General features: G+C 63.8%; 16 protein-coding genes, 1 other RNA gene and 4 pseudogenes. 9 read left to right on the top strand and 12 right to left on the bottom strand.

Features of this window, described 5'->3' with window-relative positions:
- Window positions 1–3 precede the first annotated feature (3 nt).
- The 5 genes and pseudogenes from AB3L03_RS26765 to AB3L03_RS26745 form a co-directional block, all read right to left on the bottom strand.
- Entirely contained in the window at window positions 4–798 is a 795-nt protein-coding gene (locus tag AB3L03_RS26765; protein ID WP_007613362.1) for a thymidylate synthase, read from the bottom strand.
- Between the two features lie 221 nt (window positions 799–1019).
- A complete protein-coding gene (locus AB3L03_RS26760) occupies window positions 1020–2585 on the bottom strand; it encodes a tripartite tricarboxylate transporter permease (protein WP_018454333.1) in 1566 nt (521 codons plus the stop codon).
- A 7-nt stretch (window positions 2586–2592) separates the two neighbouring features.
- Window positions 2593–3354, bottom strand: coding sequence for a tripartite tricarboxylate transporter TctB family protein (locus AB3L03_RS26755; RefSeq protein WP_018454332.1), 762 nt, complete (start codon window positions 3352–3354; stop codon window positions 2593–2595).
- Between the two features lie 95 nt (window positions 3355–3449).
- Complete coding sequence (locus tag AB3L03_RS26750) at window positions 3450–3980, bottom strand: chromate transporter (protein WP_368507268.1); 531 nt, start codon at window positions 3978–3980, stop codon at window positions 3450–3452.
- Window positions 3977–4593, bottom strand: a pseudogene (locus AB3L03_RS26745) (chromate transporter). Before AB3L03_RS26745 ends, AB3L03_RS26750 begins: the two are co-directional and overlap by 4 nt.
- A gap of 84 nt (window positions 4594–4677) precedes the next feature.
- On the opposite strand from AB3L03_RS26745, the gene ssrA reads away from it, so the two are divergent.
- From ssrA to AB3L03_RS26710, 7 genes and pseudogenes are all read left to right on the top strand, one after another.
- Window positions 4678–5044: a transfer-messenger RNA gene (gene ssrA, locus AB3L03_RS26740) on the top strand.
- Between the two features lie 114 nt (window positions 5045–5158).
- Window positions 5159–5674, top strand: coding sequence for an SspB family protein (locus AB3L03_RS26735; RefSeq protein ID WP_018454329.1), 516 nt, complete (start codon window positions 5159–5161; stop codon window positions 5672–5674).
- 99 nt (window positions 5675–5773) lie between these two features.
- A complete protein-coding gene (fumC, locus tag AB3L03_RS26730) occupies window positions 5774–7219 on the top strand; it encodes a class II fumarate hydratase (RefSeq protein WP_244561280.1) in 1446 nt (481 codons plus the stop codon).
- Window positions 7220–7495: 276 nt separating this feature from the next.
- Window positions 7496–7684 (top strand): DUF4169 family protein, encoded by a 189-nt coding sequence (locus AB3L03_RS26725; RefSeq protein WP_018454327.1) that lies wholly within the window; start codon window positions 7496–7498, stop codon window positions 7682–7684.
- Entirely contained in the window at window positions 7681–7935 is a 255-nt protein-coding gene (locus AB3L03_RS26720) for a ribbon-helix-helix domain-containing protein (protein ID WP_018454326.1), read from the top strand. The genes AB3L03_RS26725 and AB3L03_RS26720 overlap by 4 nt, the downstream gene beginning before the upstream one ends.
- Window positions 7936–8075: 140 nt before the next feature.
- Window positions 8076–8351 carry a FeoA family protein gene (locus tag AB3L03_RS26715; protein WP_018454325.1) on the top strand — a complete coding sequence of 92 codons (276 nt, stop codon included), beginning with the start codon at window positions 8076–8078 and terminating at the stop codon, window positions 8349–8351.
- Between the two features lie 20 nt (window positions 8352–8371).
- Window positions 8372–10244 (top strand): annotated as a pseudogene (locus AB3L03_RS26710) (ferrous iron transporter B).
- A 169-nt stretch (window positions 10245–10413) separates the two neighbouring features.
- Here the strand turns inward: AB3L03_RS26710 and AB3L03_RS26705 are convergent.
- Together AB3L03_RS26705 and AB3L03_RS26700 are read right to left on the bottom strand one after the other, a co-directional pair.
- On the bottom strand, window positions 10414–12075 hold the full coding sequence (locus tag AB3L03_RS26705) for a hypothetical protein (RefSeq protein ID WP_247475476.1): 1662 nt from the start codon (window positions 12073–12075) through the stop codon (window positions 10414–10416).
- Between the two features lie 319 nt (window positions 12076–12394).
- Window positions 12395–13570 (bottom strand): GAF domain-containing sensor histidine kinase, encoded by a 1176-nt coding sequence (locus tag AB3L03_RS26700; RefSeq protein WP_018454322.1) that lies wholly within the window; start codon window positions 13568–13570, stop codon window positions 12395–12397.
- Window positions 13571–13713: 143 nt separating this feature from the next.
- Between AB3L03_RS26700 and AB3L03_RS26695 the strand changes: the two genes are divergently transcribed.
- Complete coding sequence (locus tag AB3L03_RS26695; RefSeq protein WP_018454321.1) at window positions 13714–14211, top strand: GNAT family N-acetyltransferase; 498 nt, start codon at window positions 13714–13716, stop codon at window positions 14209–14211.
- A 15-nt stretch (window positions 14212–14226) separates the two neighbouring features.
- Here AB3L03_RS26695 and AB3L03_RS26690 read toward each other — a convergent pair whose 3' ends face one another.
- The 5 genes and pseudogenes from AB3L03_RS26690 to AB3L03_RS26670 all read right to left on the bottom strand — a co-directional run bounded on the left by AB3L03_RS26690 (window position 14227) and on the right by AB3L03_RS26670 (window position 21723).
- Entirely contained in the window at window positions 14227–14712 is a 486-nt protein-coding gene (locus AB3L03_RS26690; protein WP_085360657.1) for a YkgB family protein, read from the bottom strand.
- 270 nt (window positions 14713–14982) lie between these two features.
- Complete coding sequence (locus AB3L03_RS26685; RefSeq protein WP_018454319.1) at window positions 14983–15225, bottom strand: hypothetical protein; 243 nt, start codon at window positions 15223–15225, stop codon at window positions 14983–14985.
- A 58-nt stretch (window positions 15226–15283) separates the two neighbouring features.
- A complete protein-coding gene (locus AB3L03_RS26680) occupies window positions 15284–16402 on the bottom strand; it encodes a DUF2336 domain-containing protein (protein ID WP_018454318.1) in 1119 nt (372 codons plus the stop codon).
- Between the two features lie 326 nt (window positions 16403–16728).
- Window positions 16729–20352 (bottom strand): AsmA-like C-terminal region-containing protein, encoded by a 3624-nt coding sequence (locus AB3L03_RS26675; protein WP_368507267.1) that lies wholly within the window; start codon window positions 20350–20352, stop codon window positions 16729–16731.
- Between the two features lie 140 nt (window positions 20353–20492).
- Window positions 20493–21723: pseudogene (locus AB3L03_RS26670) on the bottom strand (cytochrome P450).
- 127 nt (window positions 21724–21850) lie between these two features.
- Between AB3L03_RS26670 and AB3L03_RS26665 the strand changes: the two are divergent.
- Window positions 21851–22461, top strand: a pseudogene (locus tag AB3L03_RS26665) (TetR/AcrR family transcriptional regulator).
- The last annotated feature ends 175 nt before the right edge of the window (window positions 22462–22636 follow it).

The following is a 22636-nucleotide window of genomic DNA, read 5'->3' as shown; positions in this document are numbered from 1 at the left end:
ACTTCAGACCGCGACCGCGGCCTTGATGTGCGGATGCGGATCGTAGCCGACGAGCTCGAAGTCCTCGTAACGGAAGGAGAAGATGTCCTTCACGTCGGGGTTGATCCGCATCACCGGCAGCGCGCGCGGTGCGCGCGTGAGCTGGAGCTTCGCCTGCTCCAGATGGTTGGAATAGAGATGGGTGTCACCGAACGAATGCACGAAGTCGCCGGGCTTCAAGCCCGTGACCTGCGCCACCATCATGGTGAGCAGTGCGTAGGAGGCGATGTTGAAGGGGACGCCGAGGAACACGTCGGCCGAACGCTGATAGAGCTGGCACGACAGCTTGCCGTTGGCGACATAGAACTGGAACAGGCAGTGGCACGGCGGCAACGCCATCTTGTCGACCTCGGCCGGATTCCAGGCCGAGACGATCAGGCGGCGCGAGTCCGGGTTGCGCTTGATCATGTCGATCACATTCGCGATCTGATCGATGCTGCGTCCGTCCGGCGCGGGCCAGGAGCGCCACTGGTGGCCGTAGACGGGGCCAAGATCGCCGTTGGCGTCGGCCCACTCGTCCCAGATGGTGACGCCGTTGTCGCGCAGATATTTGATGTTGGTATCGCCTTTCAGGAACCACAACAGTTCGTGCACGATCGCCTTCAGCGGCAGGCGCTTTGTCGTCAGCATCGGAAAACCGGCGGACAGGTTGAAGCGCATCTGATGGCCGAACACCGACAGCGTGCCGGTGCCGGTCCGGTCGGTCTTTTCGGCGCCGTCTGAAAGAATCCGCTCGAGCAGGTCCTGATACTGGTGCATGTGCGTGAGCCTTTGGGGAGGCGGCGAACTTAGCGGCCGCCCCCGCGCTGCGACAGCGGCGATTCGCCATCCATGCGCATTATACCCGGAAAAGTGAGCGCTCCCGGTGCAAACGACAAGGGGCGGAACTCAGCGTCCCGCCCCTTGTCTATCAGATTGATCCTGCTGGCCAACTTGCCGGCTTGGGTTCGGGTCACGGCGCGCCGACGCTGGCGGCGCCCCTAGTTTTCGGATTCGGTGAACACCTCGTCGCGCTTGGCACGCAACGCCGGCAGCACCGTGAGCACCAGGAGGAAAGCGGCGATGCCGAGCAGCACGGCCGACAGCGGACGCGTCAGGAACACGCTCCAGTCGCCGCGCGAGATCAGCAGCGCGCGGCGCAGGTTCTCTTCCATCAGCGGTCCGAGCACCATGCCGAGCAGCAGCGGCGCCGGCTCGAAATCGTGCTTGATCAGCCAGTAGCCGACCAGACCGAACACGCCTGCCAGGATGACGTCGACCGGCGCGTTGTTCACCGAGTAGATGCCGATCGCGCAGAAGATCACGATCGAGGGGAACATCAGCCGGTAAGGGACGCGCAACAGCCGCACCCAGATTCCGACCAGCGGCAGGTTGATGATGATCAGCATCAGATTGCCAATCCACATCGAGGCGATCATGCCCCAAACCAGCTCCGGCTGCTTCTGCATCACCTGCGGACCGGGCACGATGCCGTGGATGGTCATCGCGCCCACCATCAGCGCCATCACGGCATTGGGCGGGATGCCGAGTGTCAGCAGCGGGATGAAGGAGGTCTGCGCCGCGGCATTGTTGGCGCTTTCCGGCGCCGCCACGCCTTCGATCGCACCGCGGCCGAACCGCGACGGGTTCTTGGCGATCTTCTTCTCGAGCGTGTAGGACGCAAAGGACGCGATGACCGCGCCGCCGCCCGGCAGGATACCGAGGATCGATCCGAGCACGGTGCCGCGCAGGATCGCAGGCGCCGAGTCGATCAGGTCTTTCCTGGTCGGCATCAGGCCGGTGATCTTCTGCTGCACGAGGTCGCGGTTCATCTCGGCGCCGGCGTCGAGGTTGCGGATGATCTCGGCGAAGCCGAACACGCCCATCGCCACCGTCGCAAAGCCGAGACCGTCGGCAAGCTCCGGAATGTTGAACGCCATGCGCGAGGCGCCGGTCTCGATGTCGGAGCCGACCATCGACAGCATCAGGCCGAACACGATCATCGCGATCGCTTTCAGGACCGAGCCCTTGGCCAGCACCACCGCAAAGATCAGGCCGAGCACCATCAGCGAGAAATATTCCGCCGGGCCGAACGCCAGAGCGAGCTTGGTCAGCGGCGCACCGAGCACGGCGATGAGCACGGTCGCAACGCATCCGGCGAAGAACGAGCCGATCGCCGCGATCGCCAGCGCCGGGCCGGCACGGCCTTGCTTCGCCATCTGGTGACCGTCGATGGCGGTAACGACCGACGTCGCCTCACCGGGAATATTGACCAGGATCGAGGTGGTGGAGCCGCCGTACTGGGCACCATAATAGATGCCGGCGAGCATGATCAGCGCGCCGACCGGCGGCAATCCGAACGTGATCGGCAGGAGCATCGCCACGGTTGCGACGGTGCCGATACCGGGCAGCACGCCGACCAGTGTGCCAACCAATGCGCCAATCAGGCACATGAGAATATTGATCGAGATCGGGAGCGACAGACCGTAGAGCCACCAGGGTGACCACCAGGAGATCTGAAACACCACACCGAAACCAAGGCCCAGATTGTGGAAGAGATCGAACATCACACCCTCACTGAACCAGGAAGCGCGGGAACATCGGCATCGGCAGGCCTAGCACGTAGGGGAAGAGCAGCGCGCAGCCGAGCGTCAGGCAGGCGCCGACAATGAGCGCTTCGACCCAGCGTGTCTCATGCGTACCCATCGCCGCGATCATGAAGCTTGCGAACGCCGTTACCACCACCCCAAGCGGACGAATCGCCAGCGCGAAGAAGACGATCGAGAACATCACGAAGAGCGGCCCACGCCAGGCATAGTGCGCCATGCTGGGCCCGTCGGTCAGCAGCCCCGTCAACGCGATGCCGGCGCCAAGTGCGACGAGGAGCCCGCCAAACATCCGCGGCGCCGTGCCGGCGCCAAAGGAGAAGCCCCGCATCCCCTGCAAATCGCTAGAGGCCCACAGTGCGAACAAGGCGAGCGCCATCAGCACGATTCCGCCGACATAGTCCTGCGCGGACCTGATCGTCATGAAGAACGTGAGAATCGCCACCGCAAAGATCGGATAGGAATAGATCAGCGCCAGCAGCACATCGGATGACGCCTTCTTGGTGTCACCGCCGACCGCCCCGAGCAACGCGCCGGGCGCCCCCGCGAGCAGCGCAGTCGCGTGGCTGATGACGACGGCGGCCGGCCCGCGTCCAGCGCCCCAGCCAAAGATCGTCCCGAACGACCAGATGAATTCGAAAATCTGCGGCGCTATGGCCAGCAGACAAAAGCTGATCACCACCGAGGTGTTTCGGTTGGCTGTCGCCGAGTGGCCCATCGTATCGGCCATGCATGTCTCCTCCGCGACCCGTAAGCCACGAGCACTGTTGTTCTAATCGGCTGGAAATCGATGCCCCCGCCCGGATCCCTGCCTAGCCATTTTCATTACACAATGCCAGCAAAACCCAACAAGCCCCCGACGAGCAAAATCCATAGTGGATTGATGCGCGAGACGGATGCGACCAATGCAACCGTCGCGGTCAGAAGCAGCGCAGCAAGCGTACGATCGGTCGACTCGGCGAGGATCAGGGCGCTCGCCGCCATCAGGCCGATCGAGAGCGGAACCAGTGCAGCCTGGATCAGCCCGGGCCAGCGCGATTGGTTCGGCCGGTTGAGGAGCCGGCTGACATAATAGGCAAGCAACGCGGTGGGCAGGCACATGGCCAAAGTCGCCGCCAGGGCGCCGGGGATGCCGGCGACAGCATAGCCGATCAACGTGACGATAAGCACATTCGGACCTGGTGAGAGCTGCGCGATCGCATAGGCATCGGCGAACTGCTTGTCGGTCATCCAGTGATGCACATCGACCGCGATGCGGTGCATCTCGGGCACCGCCGCCGCGGCACCGCCGACCGCGAACAGCGACATCAGACCGAAGGTCGAGATCAGCCCCCAGATCGGGTTCTCCGCGTTCATGCTGCTACCTTCCGCCGCATCAGGAAAGTGGCGCCGACGCTGACGGGGATCGCGACCAAAAGCACGGCCTGGAGCGGCAGGCGAAGGACGCCGATGGCGAGGAACACGCCCAGCATCAGGATGAGCGCCAAGGCGTCCAGCCGCTTGAGCAGCGGCGTCATCATCCGGAAGACCACCGCGATCAAGAGGCCGACGGCCGCACAGGAAATGCCCGCGAGGATGCGGCGCAGCACGTCCACATCGCCGAACCGGGCGTAGATGATCGCGAGCACCGTCATGATCAGCGTGGGCGGCAGCAACAGCCCTGCAAAGGCGGCAATGCCGCCGGCGATCCCGCGCAGCCGCGCGCCGAACACCATCGAGAGATTGACGATGTTGGGCCCGGGCAGGAAATGGCAGAGCGCAAAAGTCTCGTTGAACTCGTCCGCCGTCATCCAGCGGTGCTGCTCGACGATGGCCTGCCGGGCGAATACCAAAACCCTCCGAAGCCCGCCAGCGACATCCTGGCGAAGGCGAGGAACAGCGCGAGCAAGCCCGGCGGAACGGCGCTGGTGGCTGGACCGTCCGGCTCTTGAACTGGTTGTTGCGCGACCGGTGCGGAATCCTCGGACATGTCAGGAGCTTAGAACGCCGGCCGGCAGGCGGCCAAGCCTGCCGGGAACCTATCCAGAGGGAACCTCGGAATGATCGCTCGAAACACCTGTTATTTGAAACGTTTGCCCCCTATATTGGGAGTGCCGGTTCGCCGGCTATGGAAATAAACGGTCGTCGCAATAAACCATTCGGACCCGGGGGCGGTACCCGGCGCCTCCACCAAAGCCCATCAGCGGGCTGGCCCTGAAAGCGGGCTTTGGCGGGGGCGAAATAGGATCGACGAGGGCGTAAAGGGCGTTCTTTTTCCCGGTATTGTTCCGCCGTTATCGGGCTATGCAATAGTTGCCAACGACAACTTTGCTCCGGTTGCTCAGGCTGCGTAACGCAGTTTGAAAGACCATTCTGAAGTCCTAACGGGTTAAGCTCCGTTAGGCGGGGTTCGGAGGCACCTGGCAACAGAAGCCTCCACTTACCTCTTATTTCCTACCCCGCGGGGACTCCTGCTGACCCGTCAGGCGCGGTACTATTGCGACTTGGCGAGTCGGGCCGGCAGGGCCCAGCTCCTGGAATGCAACAGGACCACCATGGCGACCGATCATATCCGATACGATGTGCTGGCCCGCGACGCGCTGCGCGGCGTGTTGCGCAAGGTGCTGACCGACGCCGCGTCCCAGGGACTACCCGGCGAGCATCATTTCTTCATCACCTTCGTGTCGAAGGCGGAGGGCGTGAAGCTGTCGTCGCGGCTGCTGGCCCAATATCCAGAAGAGATGACGATCATCCTGCAGCACCAGTTCTGGGATTTGACCGTGCTCGAGGACCGCTTCGAGGTCGGCCTGTCTTTCGGCGGCATTCCGGAGCGGCTGATCGTGCCGTTCAGCGCCATCAAGAGCTTCCTTGATCCGTCCGTGAAATTCGGCCTCCAGTTCGACACCTCCGATGTCGCCGACGTCTCGGCCGAGACCTTGCCGGCCGCTCCCGCCCCGTCCGCGGTCGCGGTAGCCCCTGCCACTGACCCTGCGGAAGGCACTGAGGAGCCGGCGGCTCCGAACCAGGGCGGCGCCGAAGTCGTGCGATTGGATCGTTTCCGCAAGAAATGATCTAGATCGGGTCGGCGCCCGTCGCAGGCGGCCAAACTCCCTATATAGAGGCACATGATGAGGCCGCGCGGCATTTCGCGCGGCGGAATGGATGTGCTCATGGCCAAAACTTCCCTCTCGAAGACTTCCCCCTCGAAGACCGACGGCTCCTCGCGCCCGGCGACCCGCACCGAGACCGACAGCTTCGGCCCGATCGAGGTCCTCGCCGATCGTTATTGGGGCGCGCAGACCGAACGCTCGCGCCAGAATTTTCGCATCGGCATCGATCGCATGCCGATCTCGCTCGTGCATGCGCTCGGCATCGTCAAGCTCGCCGCAGCGCAGTCCAACCAGGAGCTCGGTTTGCTCGACCAGCGCCGCGCCAACGCCATCATCCGCGCTGCGCGCGAGGTGATCGAGGGCAAGCTGGACGATCATTTTCCGCTGGTGGTGTGGCAGACCGGCTCGGGCACCCAGAGCAACATGAATCTCAACGAGGTCATCGCCAACCGCGCCAATGAGATCCTGGGCGGCGAGCTTGGCGCCAAGAAGCCGGTGCATCCCAACGATCACGTCAACATGAGCCAGTCGTCGAACGACTCGTTCCCGACCGCGATGCATATCGCGGCGGCAAGCCGCATTACCGCCGATCTGGTCCCTGCCCTTGGCGAATTGCTGCGTGCACTGCGCAAGAAGGAGAAGGAGTTCGCAAAGATCGTCAAGATCGGCCGCACCCACACCCAGGACGCGACGCCGTTGACGCTCGGCCAGGAATTTTCCGGCTATGCCGCACAGGTCGAAAGCGGCATCGCCCGGCTCAAGGTCGCGGTGAAGGAGCTCTATCCGCTGGCGCAGGGCGGCACCGCCGTCGGCACCGGCCTCAATTCGAAGCCGCGCTTTGCAAAACTGTTCGCAAAGCACGTTGCCGGGATTACCAAGCTGCCGTTCACCAGCGCGGCCAACAAATTTGAGGCGCTGGCTTCGAACGACGCCTATGTATCGGCGCACGGCGCCATCAATTCGGTCGCGACAGGCCTGTTCAAGATCGCCAACGACATCCGCCTGCTCGGATCGGGTCCGCGTTCGGGCCTCGGCGAACTCATGCTGCCGGAGAACGAGCCGGGCTCCTCGATCATGCCGGGCAAGGTCAATCCGACGCAGTGCGAGGCGATGACGATGGTGTGCTGCCAGGTGTTCGGCAATCACACCGCGATCACGGTCGCCGGCAGCCAGGGCCATTTCGAGCTCAACGTCTATAAGCCCGTACTGGCCTACAACATGCTGCACTCGATCCGGCTGATGGCGGACGCCGCGCGCTCCTTCACCGAGCATTGCGTCAGCGGCATCCGCGCCGACGAGAAGCGCATCAAGGAACTGATGCAGCGCTCGCTGATGCTGGTGACGGCGCTCGCCCCCAAGATCGGCTACGACAACGCGGCCAAGGTGGCCAAGACGGCGCATGCCAACGGCACCACCCTGAAGGAAGAGGCGCTGCGGCTTGGCTTCGTCTCAAGCGAGGAATTCGACCGCCTGGTGCGCCCCGAGAAGATGACCAGCCCGGGATAAATTCCGAATTCCGATAGCCATCCGTAATGATACGGAGCCCCTAGCTCCATTAAATGTAGGGCTTAAAGGACGGGATTTGATTACCGTCAATGTCGCGGCGGGATTGCGTGTTACGTAGCCCCTCCGCCCCCACGGGGCGGAATTCATCGTTTGATGGCCCAAGGGTCGATTGACGAGGACAAGCGAATGGCGATCAAGTCTCATCGGGCGCAATTCGGCGCACAGTTTCTGAATGTTTCATCCTGCCCACGGAGGATCGGATGATGGAGACGCGACATGGCGAACGTCATCAACCTGAATCGTTTCCGGAAGCGCGCCGAGCGGGAAGCCACGGCGAAGCAGGCGGACGCCAACCGAACGAAGTTCGGCCGCACGAAGGCGGAGCGGTCGGCGGAGGAGACGCGCGCGGATCAGGCGAAGACGCACCTGGACCAGCACCGGATCGATTGCGAGGAGCAGCCATGAAGTCGCCCGTCGTGAAACGGTCGATCGTCGTCGCCGGCCACAAGACCAGTGTCAGCCTGGAAGAGGCGTTCTGGAACGGCATGAAGGAGATCTCGGGCCTGCGCAACATGACGCTGTCCGAGCTGGTCGGCGAGATCGACAGCAACCGCCAGCAGGGCAATCTGTCCTCGGCGATCCGCCTGTTCGTGCTCGACTACTTCAAGAGCCGCGCCATGGCCGCCATCCAGGCGGAAAAGGTCCCGGCCCAGTAGCCGTCTTTGCGCCGATCCTTGATGCCGATCCTGGCGCCGATCGCTTCTGTCACGAAGCTGGTACTTTAAAATCACTCTAAGGTGCAGTTTCAGCGACCGAGCGCGCTTGACCTCGATGCCCTGCGTTGAAAATACAGGGCATGACCGACATCCATGATACGCGTCCGCAGATGCCGCTGGGCCTGGCCCAGCGCGGCTATACCGGCGTCATCCAGCACCTTTCCCCCAAGGACGCAGGCTCGGCACTCTCGGACATCGAACTCGAGAGTCGGCTGATCGAGCTCGGCTTCGTCGAGGGCGCGCGGGTCGAGATCCTGCACGAGGGGTTGGTCGGCCGCGACCCGATCGCCGTGCGGGTCGACAGCATCACCATCGCGGTCCGCCGTCGCGAAGCCATGGCCATTATCGTCGCCTGAAGCGACCGGACCCCAATTCCATGGAAGCACCCCTGCTGCATCTCGCCCTGGTCGGCACGCCAAACAGCGGCAAGACCTCGCTGTTCAATGCGCTGACCGGCAGCCGGCAGAAGGTCGCGAACTATCCCGGCGTCACCGTCGAGCGCAAGGAAGGCTTCTTCGTCACGCCCTTGGGACGCCAGGTCTCCGTGGTCGACCTGCCGGGCACCTATTCGCTGCGCGGACGGAGCCCGGACGAGGAGATCACCCGGGACTTCGTGCTCGGCAAGGCCACCGGCGAGATCGTGCCCGACCTCGTGCTGTGCGTGGCGGACTCGACTAATCTGCGCCTGACCATCCGCCTGCTGCTGGAGCTCAAGCGCACCGGCCGGCCGATGATCCTCGTGCTCAACATGTTCGACATCGCGACCCGCCGCGGCATCACTGTCGACGTCGAGCGGCTCGCCAAGGAGCTCGGCGTGCCCGTGGTCACCTCGATCGCGGTGCGCAAGGGCGGCACGGCCGACCTGCTGTCGCTGACCGACGAGATTTCGGCAAAGCTCGCCGCCGAGCCGGGAGAGAACAATTGGCGGGCGCTCAGCGTGGCCGACTTGCGCGCCACCCAGCGCGAAGCCGACCGCATCATCGCCGACTGCGTCAGCCTGCCCAGCCGGCCCGACACCTGGACGGCGCGGATCGACGCGGTCGTGCTGCATCCCGTCGGGGGGCTGATCGTGCTCGCGGCGATCCTGTTCGTGATGTTCCAGGCGGTGTTCGCCTGGGCGCAGCCGCTGATGGAGTTGCTCAATTCCGGCTTCGACCTCCCTCGGCGAGTTCGTGCACGCGACCTTACCCGCAGGCCTGCTGCAGAGCTTCCTTCAGAACGGCGTGATCTCAGGCGTCGGCAGCGTCGTCGTGTTCCTGCCGCAGATCATCATCATCTTCCTGTTTATCCTGCTGCTGGAAGATTTCGGCTACATGGCGCGCGCCGCGTTCCTGATGGACCGCATCATGGGCGGCGCCGGCCTGCACGGCCGCGCCTTCATTCCGCTGCTGTCGAGCTTCGCCTGCGCCATCCCCGGCATCATGGCGACGCGCGTGATCGACAACAAGCGCGACCGGCTGACCACGATCCTGATCGCGCCGCTGATGACCTGCTCGGCGCGCATTCCCGTCTACACGCTGATCATCTCCGCCTTCATTCCGGCCAAAGACGTCTGGGGCTTCATCAACCTCCAGGGCCTCGTGATGTTCGGCCTCTACGCTGCCGGCATCATCAGCGCGCTGCTGGTCTCGTTTCTCATCAAATTCTTCATGCTGCGCGACTATGCGCCGGCGCCGTTCATGCTGGAGCTGCCGGACTACAAGATGCCGCGGCTGAAATCGATCGCGATCGGCGTCTACACGCGGGCCAAGATGTTCCTGCACCGCGCCGGCACCACGATCTTCTCGATGATGGTGCTGATCTGGTTCCTGGCCTCGTTCCCGCAGCCGCCCGCAGGCGCAACCGAACCGGCGATCGATTTCAGCCTCGCTGCGATCATCGGCAAGGCACTCGAGCCGCTGCTGGCGCCGGTCGGCTTCAATTGGCAGATCGCGGTCGCGCTGATCCCCGGCATGGCGGCGCGCGAGGTCGCGGTCGCGGCGCTCGGCACCGTCTATGCGATCGAAGGCGGCAAGGAAGCGGCCGAGCAGATCGGCCAGGTGCTGGCGACGAAATGGTCGCTCGCGACCGCGCTGTCGATGCTTGCCTGGTACATCTTTGCCCCGCAATGCGCATCGACGCTGGCCGTGATCCGGCGCGAGACCGGAAGCTGGACCTGGATGGCCGTCACCTTCTTCTACATGCTGGTGCTGGCCTATGCCGCGAGCCTTCTGACCTACAATGTCGCGGTCGCGTTCGGGGCGGGGTAGGCCCCAAACAAAAAACTGCGAAAACAACCCCATGCACAGTAGACGGGTGTTGTGAAATCAATGACTTACACTTGTGCGAAAATCGTCCGGCCGCAGGGCTGCGCCAGTTGCTCCGTCGGGCAAAACAGGAGCATGATGCCATCATCGCCACGACCGACCATATCTGGCGTCAAGCCGGTTTATGCGCCAGCACCGTTCCAATCCGCTCCTTCTTGAGCGCGAACTGCGCGGCCAATGCGAGGCCGAATGCCAGGCAGAACGTCGTCCCAGCCGCAATGAAGCGCAGCTTATTGGTTTCCCAGATTGCCCCCTCCTGTGCCATCAGCGACAGCAGTTGGGGCAGAAGCAAGAACACATTGGTTGCCGCAAAGCCGAAGCAATTGAACAGCCGCCACGCGACCGTTCGCATCGAATTGTCGATGTCCGGCAGATCGGAGCAGCTCTGCCTGTCGAGATAGTACGAAATATAGACTGTCACGAGCGCCGGCCCGAGGCCCCACCGCAACATCGCAAAGTAAAGGCTGGCGAGGGACATTTCCCGCAAATTGCCCTCGCCAAAGTTATGCACGGCCAACGTCAGACCAGCGGGCCCTACGGCGAGCGCGACCAGGAAGCTCCAGCAATAAGTGGTGAGGTGGGACTGATCTGAATCGCTTCCCAGAGACGACATCGCAAATCGAAGCAAGAGAACGACGACGATTGCCAATCCATAATTGCAAAGCGAATACATGACCCATGCAATGGAGCGATTGGGGTCCTGCGCCCAGACGACGCCTCTGCCTTGCAGCACGTCATAAATCACGGCCGAAATGGTCACGCCCAGATAAACGGAGCAGATCAAGGCAATGATATAGACGATCCAGTACCGTAGCGGATTGTCGTGAATGGGCGCATCGATTTCGATGCCGAATTTGCTGGCCTCGTTGCGCAGGTCGATGCGGGAGCCGTTGCGATAGATCAGGTAACACGCGACAAGCCGGGCAAATCGGTTGTAGAGGTCCTTGATCAGTTGCGTGGCCTGGGGCGCAGCAAGGCCCGTCAACGTCCCAGCCTTCCACTGGCTCATCGTCGGCGCCCCCTGCTGGAAGTCTGCCATCAGCTTGTCGAAACCAAAGCTGTCCTCGGTGAAGAAGGTGGCGTCATCTCCGGTGTCGCGTCCCTGCGTCAGCCACCATTTCATGTAACAGATTTCCGCCCACATCCGATCCGGGGTGTTCGGATCCTTGCGGAAGTCCTGATCGACGACATCCGGAGAATTCGCGATGACTTTCGAGAGCACCTCCTGCGGCACACGCAGCGAAAAGCGGATTTGCGCCATGATCTGCTTCGCGAGCTGAGGCACGCTGATCCAGCTCTGGATCACATCGCGCACCATCAGCAGGACGTTCCATTGAGCCTCCTTCGTCAGGAGGAACAGATACACGATCCCCATTGCGGCGACGACGGTCAGGTACGGAGCAGACTGACTTTTCGCAGCCTCTATGAAGGCTACCGGAAATGCAGGAACCAGCGGCGCCAGGGCAATGACGTCGCGGTTCTCATGGATGAGAAGAAGGAAGAAGCCGCATGAGAATACGACAAAGATGAACCCGCCCAATCGATACTGCTGCCGGGTCGTCATGTATCGCGGGAAAGTCGGGACTTCGGCAATGTTGACCGCGCGGCCAAAAGCCTGCCAGGCCAACCGGCCTGCCACCACCAGGCCCAACAACGTGATGGACCAGCGCACCAGCGAAGGAACCAGGTCGGACGCGGCGTCACCGACCTGATCTGCGGAGGCTTGTGTCGATAGTAAAATGGAAATGACAATTCCCAACACGATGCTAGCCATAGCCTGAACTCCCTCTTGAGCGAGATAGTTCGAACGGGCCGCTCTACGCGGAATTAGGCGTACCGTAAATCCGGAGCGACCACGTGTGTGTGAACCAATTCACATCCTCTGGACGTTTTCGTGCAGCTCTCTCTCTGAAGAGGCACAATGCCTTGCCCGCAAGAAAATCGCCGGACCGCATCCGGAAAGAGCCTCGCACAATCAGCGCTATCAGCTGTTCGCCGGTTGCACCGTCGCGCAAAACAGGCGCATGATGGTATTGTCGGAGAATTGGCGCGACGCTTCGTGACGGCAAGCTAGGCCGGCGTAGCACGCCTTCTCAGCCGCGGGCCGGGCTCGCCGGAAACGTCGCGGTGAACACCGTTTCATCCCGCATCGACGACGCGACGATCAACCCGCCATGGGCGCGCGCGATCTCTTGGGCAATGTACAGTCCGAGCCCAAGCCCTTTCTGGTTCGGCAGAACGTCGCCGCGATCGAACGCAGTGAAAAGGCGCGGGATCGCATCAGCCGGAATTGGCGCGCCTTTGTTGGCAACGCTGAGATCAAAGCCAGCGCCGGTCGTCTGCGCCAGCACCCTGATCGGCTTGTCGGCGGCGCCATAGGAAATCGCGTTGCCGAGAAGATTGGACAGCATCTGACCTATGCGGTCGGCGTCGATTCTCACAGGTCCCGGAACGTTGACGACCGTTTCGATGACGCGATCCGGGTGCACGTTCTCGAACTCCGCGACGATTTGCCTGATGACAGGCTCGAGTGGCTGTTCTTTCAACTTGAGCTGCATCCCGGCGCCGAGCCGCGCGCGGGCGAAGTCCATGACATTGTCGATCAGGCCCGCCATCCGGCCCACGCTTCCCTGCAGGAGGTTGATCCAGTTCTTCCCCTCGTCATCGACCTTCTTGTTCAGAAGCCGCAGGCCGCCCTGGATCGAGGCAAGAGGGTTTCGGAGGTCGTGACCGAGCACGGCGATGAACTGCTCGCGCAGTTCCGCATTGCGTTGTTCCAGCGCGAGCCTGTTCTCGATCAGTTCGACGCGCTCGGCCGCGTCGAGATGAGACGCGATCAGCTCGGCAAAAAGCTTGAACATGCCGATGACTTCGGGAGTCCGAAGCTTGCGCGGCTTCGGATCGATCGCACAAAGAGTTCCGAAGAATGAACCGTCGGGCAGAATGATCGGCACGGAGATGTAGCTTTGGAAGCCATATTGTGCAGGCGTGTGATGCTTGCAGTAGCCGGCGTCTTTGCTGACATTCTCGATGACGACCGCCTCGCGGCTCTGCCGGATCTCATGGCAGATCGTGGTCTCGACCTTGAGCTCGTCACCGGGTTTCAGCCCGAACGCAAGTTCGTCACGCGAGGCACATGTGATCCACCTGTCCTCGGTGACGCGGGCAACGGCCGTAAACCCCATGCCGGTGGTCCGGCTGACCACGTCGAGGATGGTCGAGACCGCAGCGATCCCGCTGATCTTGGCTATGTCGCGCTCGAAATCCATTGCCACTCCGCTTGGGAACATTCGCCCCGGGCCGGCCGCCCAACTGAAAGCGCGTCCTTGCAACGGTGAAAAGCACTGCCAGCCAAGTCATTCCGCGTCAATGTTACTCGACGCCCCACCTCGGAAGCGGCTATCTGTTCCCAATGGAACATTTCAGAACGGCGAGGCTCAGCGCCGAAAGGCTTCGTGAAAATCATCTCGCCGACCTCGTCGCGTTGCATCTCGATGCCGAGGTTTCGCGCTATCTCGGCGGCGTCCGTTCGGCGGAGAAGACGAAGACCTATCTCGACGCCAATATGGCGCATTGGGATCAGCATGGCTTCGGTCTGTGGGTGCTGCGAACGAAAGACGGGGCATTCGCCGGGCGAGCGGGCATCAGGCATATCCTCGTGGACGATGTCGACGAGATCGAGATTGCCTACGCGTTCAAGCGCGAATTCTGGGGCCGTGGCCTTGCAAGCGAGACCGCGACCGCACTCACCGATATTGGACTGTTACACCATGAGCTGCCGTCCCTCATTGGCCTGGTCTATGTCGGCAATGGCGCATCGCGCCGAGTTCTGGAGAAGTCCAACTATCTCCTCGAGCGAACCACGTTCCGTCACGGCGAGAACGGCGTCCTCTACCGGATCCGGCGGTGAGAGACGGCCTGACGATCACCCGGTGCGCAGCCGGACAACCGATTGCGGCAGGGAGGCCAGAAACAACACCGCGCAAACGCACAGCAGGACGATGTCCTTGAACAGAAATTCGCCGGTCAGATTCCACGCCATCGGATCGGATGAAAGGCTCCATTTGACCACACCGGGCGTCGTGAAGAAGAACGACCAGGTGATCGCAAAGGTCACCATGCCCATGAATGAACCGAGGGCGGACGAAACCGGGCTGAAGCTGCCTGCCGCGAGCAGCGCCGCAATCACGAATTCAGCGACACCGAGGACATAGGCCTCTCCCCTCAGGCCGAACACCGACAGCCAGGAGATGAACGGGCTGTTGCTGATGAACTGCGCGATGCCCTGCGCAGATTGCGGCGTGAATTTCTGCATGCCAAACGATACGAAGATGATCACCATGACCCAGCGCAGAATGGCAAGAGGACGATAGGAACCGCCCCCGACCTCAGCGACGTTGAACTCTTTCATCCGACCATGTCTCCCCGGTTTCACATCCATCAGCTCTGCGAGACTACGCTCGCTGAAGGCTGTACGAAGGGGAGCTTCGGTCGTTACCCGCGTCGGCCGGTTCCGGAGATCACAGCTGCGTGCGATGCGCGTGTTCGCGGGATGGCCGCCCGGTCTGGGGCTGTCGGCGCGTTAATGTGCCGTTGAAGGAGCGACGGCGGTGCCCTGCGCTCGCAATGACGGTGTGGAAACAGCCGCTATCGCGCGGATGGAGCGGACGCCCGCGGAGTCTTACCTGAAATACCCGAGCACGAGATCGACATCCGCGCTGCCGGCCGCCGTGCCGTTCAGCTCGGCGTCGATGACGCGGCGGCAAGCCTCGATCGCGGCATGGTCGCCGAGGTCGTTGGCGGCTTCCAGCACGAGCCATGCCGCATCGACCGAGGCCTGGTCCGCCGCTCCGCCGCCGATCTCGCCGGCTGCGGCGTTGTTGAGGTTCTTCTTGCGAACTGCGGTGCCGAATTGAGGCAACATTGAAAATACTCCCTGCCAATTCCCGGATGATGCTCGGTGTACCTGTTCGGTGTACCGCTCAGTGCACCTGCAGCTCGGGCTGACGACCCGTGACGGGATCGGTGCCGGTCTTGCGCGATTGGTAGAACTTCAAGACGCTGCGCGAGGTCTCGATCTTGAGCTTGCCGAAATCGCGCTCGTTGTCGTGGAGCTCGCGCGCCGTGATCAGATGATCCTTGGCGCCGAGGAACAGCAGCGACATGGTGGTGTCCCAGGAGAAGTCGAGCGCCTTGCACAGCACCAGGATCATCTCGCGATTGCGGTCCATCATCGCACGCTCGATCACGTCGACCGGCAGCGACGACAACAGCGACAGGCCGATCTGCACCTCGTCGGACCGGTGCTGGCGAGCATAGTTCGAGATCGAGTCCTGGTTGAGGTTGCCCTGCCGGTACTGCGTCGTCACCACGCGCTTGGCAACGAAATAGCTGCGCGAGGACGGGCCGAACTTGGACTGCAGATCGCCGGTGACGTCGCTTACCGAGCTCTGGATCTGCGCCATCATTTCCGGGCGCTCGTGCTCGAGCCGGCGACGGACGTCCTCCGACGCCTTCGAGATCAGTTGCTGGAAGATGTGACGCGGCACGTCCTTGCGCAGGCCAAGCTGCTCGGCGAGAATCGAGTCACCCTCGGCGCGGCGGACCATGTGGAGCAGACCCGAACCTGAAAAGCGCGCGCCCTCGTTTTTGGCGACCGACGTCACGACCTCCTGGTCGCCGCGCTTGACCAGCACGTCGGTGACGGCCTCGCCGATCGACTTGCGCTGGGCGATCGCGAGCAGATGCGACTGGCTCTTGGTCATGGCGCTCTCGACCAGCAGCTTCTCGTCGATACGATTGGAATCGCGCAGCACGGGACCGGCGACCTCGATTTCGTCGGCGATCGCGAGTTGCGCAATGACATTGAGCGGAGCGTGATCGCAGGCTGCCATCACCTCGGAGAGCTGCACCCGTGCGGCGACCTCGATCTCGTCGGCGAGCCGGCCGATGACTTCGCCGAACGTGCTGATCTCGTCGTCGCTGTAGCGACCGGTGATCAGAATGTCGGTCGCATGCCACAACGCCTTGGTCCGGCTTTCGTCGGTGCCGCGTGCGATTGCGTCGTCCAGATCCTGCAGAAGTGTTGTCGCGCCGTTCATCCCGATGACCCCAGTTCTTGGCTGGCCATCCTGCTTGTGCCGGCAGGACGCCGAGTTCCTCTGGGAACAGAGGCTAGGGAACAAACGCGAGAATCCGGTAAAGTCGGCAGATCAGTTTTGCCGCGGAAAATTCGATAAAAAGCGAGAGAATGAGTTTACCGGTACGTCACGAGGAAGCTGCGCCCCCTCTCCCGCTTGCGGGAGAGGGTTGGGGTGAGGGTGTCTCTCCGGCGTCATGGCCGGGCTTGTCCCGGCCATCCACGTCTCACCGCCTGGGACGGAGAACGTGGATGCCCGGGACAAGCCCGGGCATGACGGACTATCGCCTACGGATTTGACGGCGTCAGCACCAGCGGCGGCTTTGGCTTGGGCTTTGCGGGCGGCGGGCCCGGGGCCGGCCTGACGTCGATCGGCGGAGGCAGCGGCGCGATCTGCGTGCTTGCAAGCGGCGGGCTTGGTGCCGCGGGAGCGGCCTGCGGCGCCTTTGGCGTCGGCGCAACCCTGATATCGGACTTGGGCTTCGGCGGCGGCGCACGGCGCGGATCGCGGCCGGGCATCGGCACATCCGTGAGCGACGGCTCCGGCGCCGGTTCGGGCGACACCAGCGTCGGCAACGCGGCGGTGGCCGGCGGCGGCTCGCCGCGCTCGATGGCGTCCAGCCGGCGCGTCTCGCGATCGATCGTGCGTACCGCGAGCCACGACGACAGCGGCCCAAGATCGACGGTGCGATTGAGCCTGTCGGGGGGACCGGCCGCGAACAGCTGGATTTCGGGCGGCGCGCCGGAGAGCCCGGTCATGATCGGCGTCAGGCTGGCACGGATGTCGGCCTGGTCGGCGGGGATGTCGTAACCGCCGGAGACGATGGCACGCGCGTTCTTCGCCTCTAGCGACGTTGCGCCGACGCGCAGGCGCCCGTCCCGGATCGTGAACGGGATCTGCGCCGAGGCCACTGCAATCGGACCCGCCGACAGCGCGGGCTCGACCAGCTGCCGCAGCCGATTGTCGTCGGCAATTTGGCCGCCGTCGCTGGCGCGGATGGCGATTTCGAAGGCGCGTGGATTGAGGCCGGAGATTTCAGCGGATTCGAGCGTCACCGTACCGTTGCCGGCGAGCGCACCGGTGAGCGCCGCGACGCTACGGCCCTGGCTGGTCAGCGCCATCTGCGCCGAGGCTCGTCCCTTCGGCAGCGCGAGGTCGCGGTAGCGCAGCGCCGCCGCGTCGACATTGCCGAGCTCGATGCGCGCGTTGAGCGTCAGACCATTGGCGCCATTGCGCGCATCAAGGCTCGCCGACATCTCGCCGCCGCCGACGCCGCCCTTCATTGCGTCGAGCGCGAGCGACTGACCGTCGCTCCGGACCGTACCGCCGAAGGGGCGCAGCTCGATGCCGCCGGGCAACGTGCCGTGCAACGCCTGGAAGGCGACGCGGCCGCGCCAGCCGCCGAGAAGCCCGGCACTCAGCGGCGCATTGGCATCGTGTCCGGCCGCGCCGATGGCCATCGCGAGCGCGGGCACGAGCTCGAGCGTATCGAGGCCGACTTCGCCGTCGACGGTCTTCTCCTGATCGAGCGTCACCGCCAGATGACCGCGCAAATGCGAGCCGGCCAGGGTGCTCTCGAGATCGTTGAAGGTCAGGCGGTTGCCGGAGAGGCCGACGCGCGAGGACAGATTGACGCTCTGCACCGATTTATCGGCCGGGCTGGTCCCGAACAGCGGCCCCAGATTGGCGTTGCGCACGCGCAAATTTACGCTGCCTTTCGGCTCCGACAATTCGACGTTGCCTTGTGCGTCCGCATCCAACCCGCCGCCGCTAAGCTTGGCATTCAATTGCAGCTGATGGCGCCACGCGCCGCTCAAGCGGCCTTCGAACTGCGAAGCGCCCTCGCCTGCGGCCACCACGCGATCGAGCCCGAGCAACGCCAGCAGTGCACTGGCTTGCGGTGTCGCGACTTTCGAGTCCAGCGTGAAGTCGCTGTTGCGCAAGCGGTCGACGTCGATGCCGTTGACGGCGGCCACCGGCGTCTGCGCAGCCAGCGTCGCGGTGGCCTTGAGCTGCGGCGCGTCGAGTTCGAGGACAGCGCGCGCGTCGTTGCGATCGGCGTGCTCGGCGTTCTTGTCGAGGCTGAGGTCGAGCTTCAGGCGGGTCGCACCCGGCAGCGACGGGATGGCGTCGAAGCGCGCGCGCACCGATGGCGCAAATGGCTCGAGCAGTGCAGTGAGATCGCGCAGCGAATTGGCGGAGGATTTCAGCGCGAGCTTGCCCGTGGCCTTGGCGCGGTCGAAGCTGCCACTTGCTTCCGTGGTCACGCCACTGGCCTGGCCGAACCGCAACTGCTCCAGCGAGAGCGATGCGGGGCCGTAGCCGAGTTTCGCGGTGAACGGCCGCAGCTCCTGCCCGGCCGAGATCGCGCGGCCGATATCGAGCGACAGCTTCGCTTCCTCCGGCCATTCGCCCTGCGGTCCCGAAAGCGCGCGCACAAAACTTGCGGCCGCATCGAGGTCAAGGCGGTCGGCCTTGAGCTCCGCGTCGATCCGCGAGCCCTTGCTCGCGCCGGTCTGGACGAAAGCGATGCGGCCTTCGACCGCGCCGCCGTCGATCTCGGCCTTCAGCCTGTCGATGGCGAAATGGTTGGCGGCGATGGTCACGTCACCGGCAAGGCGCAGCGGCCGCGTGCTGCGGCGGTTGACCTCGCTGCGGCCCTGGAGCCAGGCCACTAGCGTATCGGGATCGGAGGAATCGACGCTGAGACGGCCGCTGAAGCTGTCGGCGCCGGGCGTCGCGCCGTTGAGCGAGAGCTGCGTCTGTCCCGGCGCGCGCAGCTCGAGCCGCTGGAAGGTCCAGGATCGTCCGTCGGTCGCAAGCTCGGCCGTGATGTTCTGGAGCGGCCGTGCGCCGAGCATGATCTGGTCGGAGTTGAACTCGATCTGTGCCGGGATCGGCGCCTGCGGGATTGCGGCGAGGCCTGCGCGGAGCGCCGGAAGGATGCGCTGCGGCTCGTCCTTGCCGGTCAGCTTGTCGGCATCGACCTGGCGCGCCGACAGCACCGCACGCAGCAGCGGCGAAGCCCCGAACCTGATATCGCCGACGCCGCCGAGCTTCAGCGCGGAGTCTTCGGACCCGAAGCTGGCGTCGACCTGCTCGAACTTGGCGCCGGCCGGATCAGCCTTGAGTTTCGTCGTGAGCTTCCAGGGCATCGGCCCCGCCTCGCCCGGCTTCTTCGGCGCCGGCACGGCGAACGTCAGCGCGCCCTCGAATTTCGGCAGGCGGTTGTCGAAGGCGAGCACGCCTTCGAGATCGGCGAGGATCGCGCGCTCGCCGGGATCGATGTTGAGGTGGAGGCGGGTGGCGTTGCCGTCGGCGCTCGGGCCGGAGGAGACGCGGAACGGATAGCGCACGCCGCTGAGGGCAAAACTGCCGTCGCCCCGGACCGAGCCGGCCAGCGAGCGCACATCGCCGGAGAAAGCGATGTCGTTGAGCTCCAGTGTCGAATGGCTGGCGGCATCATGCAGGGCGATGCGGCCGGTGAGGTTCAGCCGCTCGATCGCCAGCGATGCCAGATTGAAGCTGCCGCTCGCGGTGGACGGCAAATCGACCCGCCCGCGCGCGTCGAGACCGAGATCGACCGCCATGCCGTTGACCGAAAGCTCGGTGGCGCGCCATTCGCCGCGCATCAGCGAGCTCAGGCTGAACTCGACGTCGAGCTTGTCGGCGCGCAGGCGGCCGAGATCGTTGTTGCCGCCGAAGGTGACCGCGCGCAGCCGCAGCGTCGGCGCCGGCAACAGCCGCGCGTCGAGCTCGCCCGCCACCCGCACCGGCACGCCGATGATCCTGCCGGCCTCTGCTTCGAACTGGGGCCTGAACTGGTTCCAGTCGACGAAGTACGGTCCGATCAGAGCGGCCAGCAGCGCTAAGATAAAGGCAATCGCCAATCCGAGCAGCGTCGTCTGCACGGGTCTCCCCTCGGCCAAACCGGATGCGGGCCTTGCCTGAGCCGCAGGGCCTCAGACGTACCGGAACAGCCCCTTATATAGGGGGAAGTGTGGCGAAGTCACAGCGACTGTTGCGCGCGGAGGTTAACGCCGGCGAGCCATCACCAGCTCGCAGGCAGCCGCTTCAGGCCGCGCAGCACGAAGGTCGGCCGCCATTCGGGGTTTTCGACGTCGTCGATGCGCAGGTCGGGCAGCCGACGCAACAGCGTGGCGATGGCGATCTCGGCCTCGAGCCGGGCCAATTGGGCCCCCAGGCAGAAATGGATGCCACCGCCGAACGACAGCGGCCTCACATTCTGGCGGGTGACGTCGAGCCGGTCGGGGCGGTCAGGATAGACCGCCGGGTCGCGGTTGGCCGAGCCCAGCAGGCAGAGCACGGTCTCGCCCTTGGGGATCTTGGCGCCGCCGAGATCGTCGATATCCTCCAGCGCGACCCGCCCGGTCATCTGCACCGAGGAATCGTAGCGCAGAAACTCCTCGATCGCGCCCACCATCAGGTCCGGCCGCGCCTTCAAAAGCGCGAGCTGGTCCGGATTGCGATGCAGCGCCAGCAGGCCGTTGCCGATCAGATTGACCGTGGTCTCGTGGCCGGCGCCGAACAAAAGGATGATGTTGGCGGTCAGTTCCTCGTTGGTGAGCTTGTTGCCGTCTTCCTCGGCCTGCACCAGCTGGGTGATGAGATCGTGGCCGGGATTTTTGCGACGAAGCTCGAACAGCTGCTGGAAATACATCTGCGCCATCATGTTGCCGGCGTTGCCCTTGGCGATCTCCTCCGGCGAGAGCGGCACGGGATCGAGCAGCCGTCCGCCATCGCGCGAGCTGTTATAGAAAGTCTCGCGATGGTCCTCGGGGATGCCGAGCATGTCGCAGATGATGGTCACAGGCAGGCGGAAGGCGAAGTCTTCGATCAGGTCCATGTGGCCGCGGTCGATCACGGCATCGATGGTCTGGTCGACGATCTCCTGGATGCGTGGCCGCATGTCCTCGACGCGGCGGGCGGTGAAGGCCTTCACGACGAGGCCGCGCAGGCGGGTGTGGTCGGGCGGATCGGCCTGCAGCATCCAGTGGCTCATGCTGCGGAAGACCGGCTCCTCCATGATCTTTTTCGCTATAGCGGCGCCTGGAGCGCTCGACGAAATCCTTGCCAAAACGCTTGTCGCGCATCACGAGGCTGACATCGGCATGGCGGCTGGCGACGAACTGGCCGAACGGCGTCACGTGAATCGGGTAGATCGCGCGGAGCCGGTCATAATGCGGATAGGGATCGCGGATGAAGTCCGGCGACAGCGGGTTGAACAGCGGACCGCCGGTGCCCTGCACGTGCTCGTTCATGGTGACCTCATATCGGTTGCCGCATGAATCGCATACGCCGCAGCCCCTCTTGCGCAGCGTAACCATCCCGGAATTATCAACTCGATACATTGTTGTATCGTGTTGCATTTTGCCCTAAACTGCCCCGATGTCAAGGGTGAGAACTAGGCCGACCAGGGACGACACGCGCGACAGGCTGTTCGAGGCGGCGGCGCGCGTGTTCGAGCAGGACGGCATCGGCGGCGCCAGCATCGAGGCGATCGCGGCGGCGGCCGGATTTAGCCGCGGCGCGTTCTATTCCAACTTCAAGAGCAAGGACGAGCTGATTATCGCCATGCTCGAGGACCATGTCGCGCAGTCGATCCGGCGCAACATGGACATCCTCGCGCAGCACGACAATCTCGACGACTTCATCGCGGCGCTGAAGGCGATGGATCGCACAAGGCAGGATCCGCTCGGCCGCTCGCCGCTGCTCCACATGGAGATGATCCTGTTTGTCGCCCGCGCCGAGAAGCGCCTACCGGAGCTTGCAAAGCGCCTGCGCGCGCGGCGCAAGCTGGTCGCCGACATCATCGAGGCAACGCTGAAGAGCAACGCGAAGGGCGACACGCTCAATCCCCCTGGATGGCCTCCGTCGTGCTGGCATTGGAAGACGGCTTTCGCCTGCACCGCCTGATCGATCCGGAGACGACGCCGGCCGACAGTTTTCTGCGCGCGATCACGGATCTGCGGCGCAGGACGGGATTGTCGTTGAAGTAGCGTTTGTTTTCTTCAGATCGTCGCGCTTCGCTGTTCCCGCTCGGCATCGGCGCGCCGCGCCGCTGGAACCTCGTCGCAATTCTCGCGCGCATTTTCCACATCCTCATACCGATCCAAGGAACGTTTCTGCAGCTTGCCACTTTATCCCGTGCCTGTTTTGGCAATTTGATCATTC

This window comes from Bradyrhizobium lupini, assembly GCF_040939785.1.
GTDB classification, from domain to species: Bacteria; Pseudomonadota; Alphaproteobacteria; order Rhizobiales; family Xanthobacteraceae; genus Bradyrhizobium; species Bradyrhizobium canariense_D.
This window is presented reverse-complemented; position numbering and strand designations above follow the sequence as displayed.